Genomic DNA, 14,157 nt, shown 5'->3' with positions numbered 1-14,157 from the left:
ATGTCCATGCTGCACGTAGAAAAAATGACCAAGCAGTTCGGCGGCCTGCGCGCCATCGACGCCCTCGACCTGACCATCGACAAGGGCCAGATCCTGGGGCTGATCGGCCCCAACGGGGCCGGCAAGTCGACCGCCTTCAACTGCATCGCCGGATCCTTTGCCCCCACCTCCGGGCAGATCACTTTCGAGGGCAAGCGGATCAACGGCTACAAGCCCTGGAACCTCTGCAAGATGGGGCTGGCCCGGACCTTCCAGATCGTCAAGCCCTTCGCCTCGAAGAACGTCCTCTACAACGTCACCGTGGCCAGCTTCGTCACCACGGGCAGCCGCAAGATCGCCGAGGACAAGGCGCTGGCGGTCCTTGAATCGCTCAACTTCGCCGACAAGAAGGATATCCTCGCCGGCAACCTGACCATCGCCGACCGCAAGCGCCTCGAGATCGCCAAGGCGCTGGCCACCGAGCCCAAACTGCTGCTCTTGGACGAGGTCATGGCCGGCCTGCGGCCCAACGAGGTCGACGAGATGGTCGAGATCTTCAAGGCGCTGCGCGACCGCGGTATCACCATCTTCGTCATCGAGCATATCATGCGGGCGATCATGGCCCTGTCGGACCGGGTGGTGGTCATCCAGTTCGGCAAGAAGATCGCCGAGGGGACCCCGCAGGAAATCGCCAACAACGAAGCGGTCATCAAGGCCTATCTGGGAGAGGATTATGTCGCTGCTGGAAATTGAGAAAATCGACGCGTCCTACGGCGACGTCCAGGTCATCTTCGAGCTGTCGCTGAAGGTCGAAAAGAAAGAGGTGGTGAGCATCATCGGCGGCAACGGCGCCGGCAAGTCGTCGCTGTTACGGGTCATTTCCGGGCTGATGAAGCCGAGTGCCGGGCGGATCACCTTCGAGGGCCGCGCCATCCACACCGAGCCGCCGGAGAACATCGTCACCCACGGCGTGGTCCACGTCCCGGAGGGGCGGCGGCTGTTCCCACTGATGTCGGTCAAGGACAACCTGCTGGTCGGCGCCTACAACTCCCGCGCCCGGGGCGAGACCGACAAGACGCTGGCCGAGGTCTACGAACTGCTGCCGCGCCTGGCCGAGCGGGAGAACCAGCTGGCGATGACACTGTCCGGCGGCGAGCAGCAGATGGTGGCCATCGGCCGGGGCCTGATGGCCAAGCCGCAACTGCTGATGCTCGACGAACCGTCGCTCGGCCTCGCCCCGATCCTCATCAGGGACATCTTCAAGACCGTCCGCCAGATCGCCGACCACGGCATCACCGTGCTGATGGTCGAGCAGGACGTCCGCCATTCGCTGTCCCTCTCCGACCGCGGCTATGTCCTCGAGCACGGCCGGGTGGTGATGGAAGGGAAAGCGGATGTGCTGATCGACGACCCCCATATCAAAAAGGCCTATCTCGGCATCTGATTCCCGCAAACACCGTGCCGCCTGCTGGCAGGCGGCACGGTTGCCGGCGCGTCACCTTCCCCTTGAGTCTGCGCATTACTCCGTAACCTCGCCCTCGGATTCTCTCGAGATGGCACTCCGCTGCCCGACCGGGCAATCGGCAACCTGTTGTTCCTGATCCCCGGTCTGCCTGATCCCCGGATAACCCTCGACCGGATTGGGACGGACCGGCTTCCCGTCGATTTCGTCGTCACTCCAGCGTTGGCCGGCATCGAAGAGGAAATCCGCCGGTTGCTCCTGCAGGTTCCGGCGATTTATGATAGTCTTGCCAAGAATGAACTTCTCATCATGATGATCCAGCAGGTTGCGGGTTGTGCCGCAAGCCATACAGTCTGACAAACCATCCTCGATCAACGCCCGACAGGAGAAGAAAATGCAGCACCTACTTGATCGCCTCGTCACCACCCTGGAACAAGGACAATCGCCGGTGCTCTGCGCCATTGTCCGCAACCTCGGATCGGCGCCCAGGACCTCGGGGACACGGATGCTGGTCCTGGCCGACGGCACCACCCTCGGCAGTGTCGGCGGCGGTGCCGTGGAAGGCGCCTGCCAGGCGAAGGCCAGAGAACTTCTGCACGGCGCGGCTGCCTTTGCCGTACTGAATTTTGAAATGAATGCCGCCTCCGCCGCCGAGGCCGGGATGATCTGCGGCGGCTCGGTATCGATCCTGCTGCAGCGGGTGGATCCCGAGACGCTGACCCTGCTGCGAACGATGCGGAGTGACTATCTCCAGGGTAAACGGCCGATGCTCCTCACCCTGCTGCCCCAGGGAGACCTGCCGCCCCGCCTGGTCCTCCTCGGTTCCGAAGGCAACGACGAGGTGCCGGCGGACCTGCGGACGGAGATTCTCCGCAAAAACCGGAGGGCACCGTTTATCGCCCTCCATCAGGGCCGGGAGGTGTTCGTCGAACCGCTGGTCCATCCGGGCCGCGTCCACCTTGCCGGCGCCGGACACGTTGCCTTGGCCACCGCCAGGATCGCCGCCTTCGTGGGATTCGAGGTGGTGGTCATGGACGATCGGCAGGAATTCGCCAACAGCGAACGCTATCCCGAGGCCAGCAGGGTGCGGGTGCTGGATTCCTTTACCGATTGCATCAAGGATCTCGGCCCGGACGATTATGTGATCATCGTCACCCGCGGCCACATCCATGACCGGGAAGTGCTGGCCCAGGCCCTGCGCACCGATGCCGGGTACATCGGCATGATCGGCAGCCGGAGAAAGCGCGCCGCCGTCTACGATTCATTGCGCCAAGACGGCTTTACCGACGCGGATCTGGCCCGGGTCCATTGCCCCATCGGTCTTGCCATCGGCGCCGACACCCCGGAGGAGCTCGCCCTCAGCATTATGGCCGAACTGGTCCAGGTCCGGGCGGGAAAGAACGGATGAATATTGCCGCAGTCATTCTTGGAGCCGGATATTCCTCGCGGATGGGGGGATTCAAGCCGTTGCTGGATCTCGGCGGACAAAGTCTGATCGGGCGCTGTGCCGGTCTCTTTCGCCGGGCAGGCATCGACGACATCGTGCTCATTACCGGCTACCGTCATGGGGAGGTCGAGGCCGAGGCGGCAAAGCTCGACCTGCCCTGCATCCACAACCCGGACTACGACAGCGGGATGTACTCCTCGGTGTGCACGGCCGCCGCCCATCTCGCTGCGGTCGATGGTTTTTTCATGCTGCCGGTCGACATCCCGCTCATCCGACCAGCCACGATCACCGCATTGTCTGCCGCCTTTACCGGCCGGGCCGTGGTCTATCCCTGTTTTGCTGGATTGCGCGGCCATCCCCCGCTCATCCCCGCGCACCTCGTTCCGGCGATTCTCGCCCATGACGGCCGGGGCGGGTTGAAGTTCCTGCTGGCACAACAGGAGCAGCTGGACATTGCGGTCTGGGATAACGGTATCCTGATGGATGCCGACACCCCGGAAGATTTTGCCGTGCTCACCCAGCGAGTGACTCGGCTGGCGATCGGTGATGCGGCCGAAGCCCTGGTCCTGGCCAGGCTCGCCATGCCTGAAACGGGGGTGGCGCACGGCCTGGCCGTGGCCCGAATTGCCGAGGTGCTGGGGCAGGCGCTCAATTGCCATGGTTACCAGCTGGACCTGGAGCTCCTGCACAACGCCGCACTTCTCCACGATATCGGCAAGGGCCGACCGCAACACGAGACCTGGGGCGCGGAACTGCTCGCTCGGCTGGGTCTTGACAAACTCGCGGAGATTGTCGCCGTGCACCGCGATGCCCGGCCGCCGGTTTCAGGACGGCTCGGGGAAAAAGAAGTGGTCTGCCTCGCCGACAAACTGATCCGTGGGACCTTGCGGGTTTCGGTACAGGAACGCTTTGCCGAAAGGCTCAAGATAAACGCGCAGGATCGGGAGGCATCCAGGGACATCCGGAGCCGCCTCGACAACGCCCTTGTTCTGCAGTCTCTGCTGGAAAAGGGTGTGGGACGAAACATCGAGGAAATCCTTGGGGCGGGGCCTGGTGGTTGATCCGGGTTGTGGACCGGGCGCCGATCACCGCTGCGGCGTCCTCCGGAGCCAACCCGGCTTCGCCCTCAATCTGCGGTTGCTCAAGGCAAAGATTCGCCAAGTCCTCGTGGACCGAAACCGCCGATTCGCCCAGGGGACGCCGCCAGGCTGTCGATCACCGGCAGTGGGGCCCTCAACCTTGACCGCCGCCAGAGCCGCCTCCGCCTGCTTCCTGGTTGTTGCCGCGTCAGCAAGAATGGGGTCGCCGATGTAACGGTACAAGCCTGCTCCCCCGTTGACAGTTTCATGTTCAGCGACAACGGCTTCCGGTAATTGCTGATGAATGTGCATGCCGCTTCGATCTGGGCGATATCTACGTTCAGCGCTTTTCCATTCAGACTTTGGAGAAAGATATCTTTGCTCTGAGGAATTGTGGCAACAATCCGCTGTGGGTCGAGCCCCCTGGCCACCGCCTCGTAAATCTCGACGCCGTCAGTCACCTGACCGACTACCAGAAATCCATCGGCCGCCGCGTGCGCAAAGGCTCAGTGGTCGATTGGCTCGCCGCGTTCGAGGATGCCGGGCTGCTGTTCAGCGTGAATATCTTTTCCAACTCGCTGACCCGGATCAGCGTCAATCCCCGCAAGGTCTACTGCATCGACCACGCCCTGGCGGCCTCGGTCAGCTCTGGCATTCTCACCAACCGCGACAGCCTGCTGGAAAATCTGGTGTTCACCGCACTGCGCCGGGTGACCCAGGAGATTTTCTACTACAAAACCAAGACAAATCGGGAGGTGGACCTTGTCGCGTTGTTACCGTCAGTGCCGAGTCAAGAACGAGCCGTAAGGCTGGTCCAGGTCTGCGCCTCGCTGGCTGATCCCCGCGTCAAGCAGAGCGAGGTCCGCTCCCTCTCCGAAGCCATGGTTGAACTGGCAGTGACGGAGGGGACCATCGTCACCTGGCGTACTGATGAAACCATCCCCGTGGGTTTTGGCTCCATCCAGGTGGTGCCGGTCTGGCGGTTTCTGCTGGAGATGGAGCCGTAAAGCTACTTGATCGGTTACTTAGGGGCCGTTACGAAATAACCGTTACATTTTTCACCATTTCGTTACGGCCCCTTATGCCGGAAAGGTATTTCTGTGTAACGGTTATTGTTTGACGACGGCTTAGCCCTACAACGCAACATGTCAATATAGACACAATATGCAGTATTCGTACTCCGAAGCGACCTACAGCATGTGGTACACATGTTCATAAGTGCCGTTGTAGGGTTAGTCGGCACTTTGATCGGTGAGGCGGGGCATGTCGTAAGTCGTGTCGTAAGTTTGTCGCAAGCCCCCCCAAAGTCACCCCTCAAGTCAGCCCCCAAGTCGGCCGGACTATTCTTCACCCGGCTTATCATCACCGACTGATTCGATCTGCTTCACCATCCGGTCGAAATCGCTTTCAAACAACCGGTCCTGCACGATGCGGTATTTTTCGTATTCGCTTTCGGCATGGGTTTTGGCCAGCTCTGCCGATACCTTTCCCGCGTCCTGCAGAATCTCCCGGTCCCAGAGTTTCAGGAATCCCGCCAACCGTTTTTCCCAGTCTTCCATGGTCATAGGGATTTTGCGCATGGCCTGAAGCTCGGCCATATCGAGATAGGCGGAGACGATGCGCTGCATCTGCGGTAATTCGAACTCGGAGAGATAGTTCTTGGCGATGGCGACATCGTATCGATGGATTTTCCCATGGGGCGCACCTTCCCAATGGGTCAGCCCCATGTTTTCCTTACGGTGATCGGCTCGGTCTACAATGACCTCCGCCGCTGTCTGGCCGTGGATGGCGTAGTGCATCTTGTTCTGCACGGCGGCGAAAAACCGTTTGGTGGCCGTGGCGGTCGGGTCGTAGTCCAACGCGGTAGCGTAGATGTCGGTGATCTTCTGGTAGAACTTGCGCCCGGAAAGTCGGATCTCCCGGATCTTTTCTAGTTGGCGCTCGAAGAACTCATCCGTCAGGTTACCACCGCGTTTGAGGCGTTCCACATCCATGGTCCAGCCCTGGATTGTGTAATCCTTGACGATCTGGTTGGCCCATTTGCGAAACTGCACCGCCCGCTCATTCTCGATCTTGAAACCGACGGCGATGATGGCCTGTAGGTTGTAGTGCTTGACCCGGTAGTTCTTGCCGTCGGCGGCAGTTGTTAAGTACTGCTTAATAACTGCCTCTTCTTCGAGCTCGTTGTCGGCGAAAATGCGCTTCAGGTGCTGATTGATGGCAGGCACCGAGACTTCGTAGAGGGTGGCCATCATCTTCTGGGTCAGCCAGATGTTTTCGTCCTCGTAGCGCATTTCCACGCTGGCTTTCGAACCGCCTCCAGCCGCGACAAAGATCAGATATTCCGCCGCTGAGGAACGAACCATGGCCGTCTCTTTCTTATGAGGTTTCTGTATCTCTTTGGCCTTATCTTTCTTCATTCAACTCCTCCCCAGCTTTGATACCTGTCCCGGGACCAGCCGAGGTATTTCATCAGCTCCCAGTTGATCGATTCGGGATCAAATCGCTCTCTGTCAAAGCTACCACCGGACCATTCCGTATGGCTTTCGTATTCCTCGTGATTCGGGTCTTTCAGCGCATTTAAAATTCAATGTAACCGGGCACGCCGCCCGCATCTTCTGGCGGGCAGCCTCGTCGACCATCAAGACAGGCCAGCTCCGAGTTCAGTTCAGGATTGAAATAGCGACTTTCGTCGAGAACAAGCTCATGCTCCCAGACGTCTCCGAAATCATACAGATAGCGGAAAGTGCGCCCTTTCTGTTTGATCAGATCCCCGAGACGATACCTGCCACATGCCAGCCCGTCTTCCTTTGATTCCGGATATTCCGTGTATTGTTTGTTCCCGATGGTGAACTCGTGAAGGTGGCTGTCGGTCCAACCCATGACAATCTGGATGGCGTCGTGCAGCCGGTCCAGCGTGATGCTGGCGGGCACTACAAAACGCCGCCAGATTGATGGTTCGATGTCAAGAAGCTGTATTTTCAGCAGATAAAATCGTTCGTTCATTTCTCATGTTCTCCTAAACCATGCTGAGTTCTAATTTGTGTTTTATCTTTTCCCAGCCAGGGATGACAGAGTCGAGGAGCTTATAAAATTCTGGGCTATGGTCATGATATTTCAGGTGACACAACTCATGCGTAACGACATAGTCAATGCATTCTTTAGGCGCTCTGATCAGGTCAGTATTAAGGGTAACTGTGCCCTTGTCTGAAAGGCTGCCCCATCTTTTTTGCATTCGCATAATGGATAGGCTGGCCAATATCCAGACCCTTGAATTTCTGCCAGCAGCGATCCATGCTTTCCACAAATTGAAGCTGTGCCTTTTCCGAATACCATTGCTTTAAAAGTTTCTCGGCAGCAGTTGGAGTCGGTTCGCTCCGGCAAGTGATATGAAAAAAGCCGCGAGATAATTTAACGGAGTTTTCCGGTCCTTCGACTAACTTCAAGCGGTATTGCTTTCCAAGATACAGGTGGGTCTCGCCGTTCACATAACAGCGATCAGGAGTCTTTGGATTAAATTGTTTAAAATAATTCAGTTGCCTGAGAATCCAACGAGCTTGCTTTCTTATTTTCTTTTCTATCAATGCGATATCTGACTGTACAGGCGCTTTGACAATAACCGTGCTGTCAGGAAGCACGGCAATTTCCATCGTTTTTCTGTCACAGTACAATAAACTGAAATCGATGGTCTTCCTCCCGTAAACAACCGAGAGTTGGTTGTAATGGATTAACGCCTCCATTATTTGTAACTCCTGTGCTTTGCCACCTGCAACACCTTCTCGATGATGTCATCCATCTGATCAAGCGACAATTCGATGCCTCTTTCCGTCTTGAGTTCATCATAGACTTGGGTTTGCGCCCGGTAAGTTGACACATCTGCTGAAACCAAGGCGTGGTGGGGCTTTTGGCGGAACATGCAAATTCGGTGTGTGTCTACAAGATCAGGCTGTCTCTGTCAGCTGAATGACCTGCGGTGGCACTTTAATCTCTAGTGATTTCAAGATGTTTATCGCATCTTGGGTCAACTCGTTGCGCATGAGCACACGGTATTTTAAATCAAAAAATTCTGTGATCCGGAGCATGTCCGGAGCCCTTTGAATATGATGCCAGGACCGGCCACATGCCGGCTCGGCGATCCTCTCGATGAGCAATGCCAGCACACAGATCTTCACATGGCTCTCAATCCGCCGGGATGCCCAGTGGTACATCGGTGTCAGCTTGATCTGGGTGCGCTTGAGCGAGCGGAAGCACCGTTCGATGACCATCAAGCCTTTATAGTCGCAGGCGGCATCTTCCAGGCTGATGGTGTCGTCATTGGTCTCGATCACCCATTTGCCGTCGTATTTGGTTGCCGCAACTATCTGCCGCTTGACCTCGGAGACGCTTGCCATGCGGCAGGCGAGGAGATACTTGCCGCAGGCTTTGGCCAACTCGGCTCGATTGTCCTCGGAGTTCATGCCCGAGTCGGCAACGAACATCGCCCGGCCGAGGTTCCAGCCTCGCAGATCGGCACGGACCCGCGCAACGGTGCTGACATCGGCGGTATTGCCGGGCAACACCCAGCTGCGCACCGGTACGCCTTCGCGGGTAACGGCCAGAGCCACCACGACCTGGGGCGCCCAGCCCCCTTCCTTGCCATGCCCGAATTTGCGCAGGGTAGCGTTGGCGTCGGTCTCGGAATCATCTTCGGCGTCGACATGGAAGGAAGCGGTCGTCGTGTCATAGAAGATCAGATCGACTTCCAGGTTGAACAGATTGGCGGTATTGAAAAACACCGTCTTCTCAACTTCATCGATGTTGGCATGGAGCAGGTCCATCGCCTCATACATATGCCTGAGTTTCAGGTTCTGGCAGGAAGGCAGGTGGACGGTGGACAGCCAGCGGTCCCAGACGCCGAGTTTCGATTCCGGATCGCACAGCCGGTTGGCGACCATGGCCAGCAGGGCGCGCTCGTACGGGACTTGGACCCCGGCGGTTTTCTCGAAAGTACTCGGCGACCGAGCCGTCCTTGTTGGTTCGTTTTGTTGTTCGTAGATACATGCTTACATGAATAGCATCTTAATCCACTCTATGCAAAGATTAATTATCAATTCGTGTGCCTACATAAAACAACCGGACCCTAACAACAAAAAAATTCAAGCAGCTGATTTTACATGATCCACGGTTTGTCCCAGGAGTAAAACCGGCCGGCTTTCTGCCTACTGGCCGCAAACCCAAGTCCGACTTGCAGGTAAGAAATTTTGCTGTGCATAAATGTCTCCTCATGTTGAGTTTCGAGACATTCAGCGAAAGTGAAAGTGGCCAAGGGAATGGCCAAGCAATCCTATCGACGAAGGTGTTGAGACTTGGGCAGTCCATCCAACAATATCGCGATTGCTTCTGTAACTGTTTCTGTCGAATCAAACTTGTTTTTAATCATTTTTTAAGATGCAAACACGTTTTTGAGTTTCACCCTCATTTTTGGTCATATCGCCACATCGCAAACAATTCTCTTGAAAATTTCCGTCATTTTAACTATTTTTTCAATTACACAACCGTTTTTAATCGTTTTAATAGAACATTAACGATTTTTGAAGGGGTGGATTACTTTGGACACGACACATATCCGGCTGGCGGGATATGCGATTCTGATCGAGAATTACGGCTTGAGTACTTTGCCGAACTGGCACACGTCCTCCGTCAGCCCGACCGGGACACTGCGATCGACTGTTCAGGATGGGCAGGTGGAATCCGTCTATCCCCAATCCTACTGGCCCGGAGATGGAACGGGAGATCATCTGGAGTTCGCCCTCAAGTACGACGGCGTCAATCTGGGCATCCTGTCGGCCCTTTTCGAAGTGGTCCCGGCAGACGAGTTAGCCACCTGGATCAGCTCGAAACCGACAGGAAAATACGCCCGCAGGATCTGGTTCCTCTATGAATTCCTGACCGGACAGAAACTCCCGCTGCCGGATCTGACCAAGGGGAATTACACGCCACTGCTAGAGGCGGATCGTTACTACGCCGTAACACCCGGCCGCCGCATGCAGCGTCAGAGGATCATCGACAATCTGCTTGGCGGGAAAGATTTCTGTCCTGTCATCCGACGTACCGAAAAACTCGCTGCCATGGAGGGAATCTCCTTGAGGAAATGGTGCGAGGAGGCCGTGACCTCCTATCCACCCGAGCTTCTCAGGCGGGCACTGACCTACCTGTATAACAAAGAGACCAAGTCCTCATTCGAAATCGAACACATCAAGCCCAGCGCCTCCCGGACGGAGAAATTCATCGGCTTGCTGGAGATGGCCGAGCACAAGGATTTCTGTGAGAAGTCTCTCCTGATCGATCTGCAGAACCGTATCGTCGATCCCCGATTCCAGGACACAGATTACAGGGACACCCAGAACTACGTAGGACAGACTATTTCCTACCAGAGGCGGCTCGTTCACTATGTCTGCCCGAGACCCGACGATCTCCCTGAACTGATGGAAGGCCTGCTCACCGTCCACCAGGCGATGAAGGAAGGCACGGTCCCCGCCATTATCCATGCCGCCACCATCTCCTATGGCTTCGTCTTCATGCATCCCTTTGAAGACGGGAACGGCCGTATCCACCGTTTTCTCATTCACAACATCTTGTTCCTACGCGGCTCGATTCCAAAAGGGCTGATGTTCCCGGTCTCCGCCGCCATGCTGAAAAATCCGGCGCTTTACGATCACTCGCTGGAGGCGTTCTCAAGCCCACTGATGCGGCTGGTTGAATACGACCTGGACGATCTTGGCCAGATGACCGTGCCGGGCGAGACCGGACGTCTGTACAGGTACATCGATATGACCGCTCAGGCGGAGGCGTTGTACGATTTCGTCAAACTCACCATCGAGCACGAACTGGTGGAAGAGCTCGATTTTCTGGTGAATTACGATAGGACCAAGCAGGCCATTCAAGAAATCGTGGACATGCCTGACCGCCTCATTGATCTTTTCATCCAGCTCTGCCTGCAAAACAATGGTCGTCTTTCGATGAGAAAGCGGGAGTCACATTTCGGGTTTCTGACCGATGACGAGTTGGCCAGCATGGAATCCTCCGTCCGGGAAGGATACGCAAGGGACTGAGCCTCACGGCGATGGCAATGGACTGAGAACCGGATCAAACTGTTACGCCATGTCTTTGTCTCGGCCTATGAGTGTTCCTGCCGGCAAGGATCGTAAAACTTGTTCTGGAAGAGTTTGAATCCCTTTGTTCAGATGGGAAACACCTGAGGTCCCAACATGAAAATTGTAGATTCTATTTCAGTTTCAGAGCTGTCTGAGAAGTGTCGAGAGTTATTGATTGAAAACAGTACGTTGAAAGAGGAAATCAGAATCCTGAAGGCACGTCTGGTTATTGCGGAGGCGCGGTGTTCGGGTGATGAAATCCCCAGGAATGAATCCGAAGTTGAAATAATCGCTCCGCAAGCTGCTGAAGTTTCGCCTCCAGGTATGAGCAAGAATGCTGACGAAGGAGAAAAAATCAGGCTGTTTATGTCGCTTTTCAAAGGACGGGACGATGTTTACGCCAGAAGATGGGAAAACAAGAAAAAAAAGACGTCTGGGTATTCTCCCTCCTGTCTGAATGAATGGAAACCCGTCTGCGTTAAGCCGAAGGGGACATGCACCGGTTGTACCCATAAGGCGTATGCTGTTCTTACTGAGAAAGTAATTGATGACCATCTGCGGGGGAAAATAGTCGCCGGGATTTACCCGATGCTTCCTGATGAGACGTGCTGGTTTTTGGCGATCGATTTTGACGATGGGGAGTGGCAAAAGGATATCTCGGAATTGCGGGAGGTGTGTGCGGAATTTGATATCCCTGTTGCCATCGAGCGCTCACGTTCCGGCAATGGAAGCCATGCGTGGGTATTCTTTAAAGGGCCGTTAGCAGCATCCCTGGCGAGAAAATTCGGCACATCCCTGCTTACCTACACCATGCAAAACAGGCATGATATCACTTTTAAATCTTACGACAGATTTTTCCCCAATCAGGACACCATGCCCAAGGGCGGTCTGGGGAATCTGATAGCGCTGCCTTTGCAAAAGGAGGCAAGAAAGGCCAAGAACAGTGAATTCATCGATCGGAGTTTCAAACCGTATCCCGATCAGTGGGTGTTTCTAAACACGATTCGAAGGCTCTCGGAAGATGACGTAATAACACTTTCGTTAAAACTGGGTCAGGGAAATGAACTCGGGGTCTTGAAAAGAGATGAAGAAGAAACGCAAAAGCCATGGGAAACGACCAAGGTCAAATTACTGAAAACGGATTTTCCCAGGCAAATAGAGATCGTAAAATCAAATATGCTGTTTATTCCGAAGGCAGGCATCTCGCAAAGGGCTCTGAACCGGTTAAAACGCCTGGCGGCATTCAAGAATCCCGAGTTCTACAAGAATCAGGCGATGCGCATGCCGACCTATAACAAACCGAGAATTATCTGTTGCGCTGATGATACTGCCGATTATCTCTGCCTGCCGAGAGGCTGCGAGCAGGATCTGAGGTCAGTTTTTGACGAACAGGGAATGGATGTCATCTTTCTGGATAAGACCAATCACGGCAAAAAGATCGACGTTACATTCAATGGCATCCTGAGAGATGAACAGCCACAGGCAGTGGACAGGTTGCTTGAGCATGATATCGGTGTTCTCTCCGGCACAACGGCTTTCGGGAAAACGGTTGCGGCAATCAAACTGATCGCCGAGAGAAAAGTCAACACCCTCATCATTGTCGATAGAGCCAGCCTGACCACGCAATGGAAGAACAAATTGACTGAATTCCTGGCGATAAATGAACCGCTGCCTGTATCGGACAGAGGCGTGAAAAAGAGAGGACGAAAAAAGGCCGGAAGCATAATCGGACAACTGGGGCAAGGCAAGAATAACCTGGGCGGAATCATTGATATTGCTTTGATGCAATCGTTGAACAGAAAGAATGAGGTGAGAGAATGCGTGAAAAATTATGGCATGATCATCGTCGACGAATGCCATCATGTCGCAGCCGTGAGCTTTGACGAGATTCTTAAAGCCGCCAAGGCCAAATATGTCTATGGCTTAACCGCAACCCCTATCAGGAAGGACGGTCATCATCTCATAATCTTCATGCAATGCGGTCCGGTGCGATATAGAGATGACGCAAAGAAACAGGCGGAAAAGAGGCCCTTCGATCATTTTGTGATACCGAGATTTACCGCACTGCGGGTCCCGCTTGACAAGGATGAAAAGGACGTTTCCATTCAGGAACATTATTCGCTCATGGTTGAAAGCGAGATGCGTAATCAGATGATTGTTGACGATGTGGTAAAAAGCCATGAGAGCGGCGGGAACTGCCTTGTCTTGACCGAAAGGACCAGCCATCTGGAATTACTCGCCGGAAAGCTACGGAAAAGAATTCCCGAGGTCATGACTCTCAGAGGAGGAAGGGGAACAAAGGAAAACGCAGAAATTTTCAAGCGCATCTCCGAAACACCTGTGGATCAGCAATTGACCTTGGTCGCTACGGGCAGGTATATCGGGGAGGGATTCGACGAACCGCGTCTCGATACCCTGTTTCTGACCATGCCGATATCGTGGAAAGGGACTCTACAGCAATATGCGGGCAGACTTCACAGACTGTTTGCAGGAAAAAGAGAGGTCCAGATCTACGACTATGTCGATATCCATGTAAGCATGCTCGAGAAGATGTACCATAAACGGCTGAACGGATACGCCTCTATCGGTTATATGGCGAAAGCAGGAGCTGTTGAGACGGACTCAATCGATGTTATCTTTGACAAGAGCAACTTTTTGCCGGTTTACGGCAATGATATTCTGGCCGCGGAAAGAGAGATCCTGATCGTAAGCCCCTTCGTTACCAAGAGGCGCACCGTGCAAATGCTGCAGCAGTTGGAGATTGCGTTACAAAATAAGGTAAAGGTAACGGTTGTAACGAGACCGACAGGAAATTTCGGAGAAAAGGAACCAACCGCCTTGCAAGGGACTCTCGATATGTTACAACATGCCGGTGTGAACGTGGTGTTTCGTTCAAACATACACCAGAAATTCGCGCTCATCGATCAAAAGGTCGTATGGTATGGGAGTATCAATCTGCTCAGTTTCGGCAGCGCGGAAGAGAGCATTATGCGGCTCGAAAGCCCTAATATCGCCAGTGAACTTTTGAAAAGTATGGAAAAACCAGGAAAGCGATAA

The 14,157-nt window shown here is 54.8% G+C and carries 11 protein-coding genes and 2 pseudogenes; 7 read left to right on the top strand and 6 right to left on the bottom strand.

The window, feature by feature from the left end:
- A complete protein-coding gene (locus tag ACWGKN_RS16125; RefSeq protein ID WP_035231611.1) occupies positions 1-732 on the top strand; it encodes an ABC transporter ATP-binding protein in 732 nt (243 codons plus the stop codon).
- Positions 713-1,423 (top strand): ABC transporter ATP-binding protein, encoded by a 711-nt coding sequence (locus ACWGKN_RS16120; RefSeq protein ID WP_035231609.1) that lies wholly within the window; start codon positions 713-715, stop codon positions 1,421-1,423. Before ACWGKN_RS16125 ends, ACWGKN_RS16120 begins: the two co-directional genes overlap by 20 nt.
- Before the next feature lie 75 nt (positions 1,424-1,498).
- Here ACWGKN_RS16120 and ACWGKN_RS16115 read toward each other — a convergent pair whose 3' ends face one another.
- Positions 1,499-1,789 (bottom strand): hypothetical protein, encoded by a 291-nt coding sequence (locus tag ACWGKN_RS16115; RefSeq protein ID WP_035231606.1) that lies wholly within the window; start codon positions 1,787-1,789, stop codon positions 1,499-1,501.
- 46 nt (positions 1,790-1,835) lie between these two features.
- Between ACWGKN_RS16115 and ACWGKN_RS16110 the strand changes: the two genes are divergently transcribed.
- The 3 genes from ACWGKN_RS16110 to ACWGKN_RS16100 all read left to right on the top strand — a co-directional run bounded on the left by ACWGKN_RS16110 (position 1,836) and on the right by ACWGKN_RS16100 (position 4,974).
- Entirely contained in the window at positions 1,836-2,849 is a 1,014-nt protein-coding gene (locus tag ACWGKN_RS16110) for an XdhC family aldehyde oxidoreductase maturation factor (RefSeq protein WP_452095627.1), read from the top strand.
- Positions 2,846-3,949, top strand: a complete 1,104-nt coding sequence (locus ACWGKN_RS16105) for a DVU_1551 family NTP transferase (RefSeq protein ID WP_035231601.1) — start codon at positions 2,846-2,848, stop codon at positions 3,947-3,949. The genes ACWGKN_RS16110 and ACWGKN_RS16105 overlap by 4 nt, the downstream gene beginning before the upstream one ends.
- 380 nt (positions 3,950-4,329) lie before the next feature.
- Positions 4,330-4,974, top strand: coding sequence for a DUF4143 domain-containing protein (locus ACWGKN_RS16100; protein WP_424253988.1), 645 nt, complete (start codon positions 4,330-4,332; stop codon positions 4,972-4,974).
- Between the two features lie 333 nt (positions 4,975-5,307).
- Here the strand turns inward: ACWGKN_RS16100 and ACWGKN_RS16095 are convergent, their stop codons facing one another.
- From ACWGKN_RS16095 to ACWGKN_RS16075, 5 genes and pseudogenes are all read right to left on the bottom strand, one after another.
- Positions 5,308-6,387, bottom strand: a complete 1,080-nt coding sequence (locus ACWGKN_RS16095) for a virulence RhuM family protein (protein WP_424253990.1) — start codon at positions 6,385-6,387, stop codon at positions 5,308-5,310.
- Positions 6,384-6,973, bottom strand: a pseudogene (locus ACWGKN_RS16090) (plasmid pRiA4b ORF-3 family protein). Before ACWGKN_RS16090 ends, ACWGKN_RS16095 begins: the two are co-directional and overlap by 4 nt.
- 13 nt (positions 6,974-6,986) lie before the next feature.
- The gene (locus ACWGKN_RS16085) at positions 6,987-7,202 is read right to left on the bottom strand and encodes a M48 metallopeptidase family protein (protein ID WP_452095626.1); all 216 of its coding nucleotides are present in this window, start codon (positions 7,200-7,202) and stop codon (positions 6,987-6,989) included.
- Entirely contained in the window at positions 7,153-7,707 is a 555-nt protein-coding gene (locus tag ACWGKN_RS16080) for a M48 family metallopeptidase (protein ID WP_424253994.1), read from the bottom strand. Before ACWGKN_RS16080 ends, ACWGKN_RS16085 begins: the two co-directional genes overlap by 50 nt.
- Positions 7,708-7,908: 201 nt before the next feature.
- A pseudogene (locus ACWGKN_RS16075) lies at positions 7,909-8,922 on the bottom strand (IS1634 family transposase); the annotation flags it as partial.
- 627 nt (positions 8,923-9,549) lie between these two features.
- Here ACWGKN_RS16075 and ACWGKN_RS16070 point away from each other — a divergent pair.
- Together ACWGKN_RS16070 and ACWGKN_RS16065 are read left to right on the top strand one after the other, a co-directional pair.
- The gene (locus ACWGKN_RS16070) at positions 9,550-11,058 is read left to right on the top strand and encodes a Fic family protein (protein ID WP_452095740.1); all 1,509 of its coding nucleotides are present in this window, start codon (positions 9,550-9,552) and stop codon (positions 11,056-11,058) included.
- 174 nt (positions 11,059-11,232) lie between these two features.
- Positions 11,233-14,157 (top strand): TOTE conflict system archaeo-eukaryotic primase domain-containing protein, encoded by a 2,925-nt coding sequence (locus ACWGKN_RS16065; RefSeq protein ID WP_452095739.1) that lies wholly within the window; start codon positions 11,233-11,235, stop codon positions 14,155-14,157.

Source organism: Desulfoprunum sp. (genome assembly GCF_053613775.1).
This window is presented reverse-complemented; position numbering and strand designations above follow the sequence as displayed.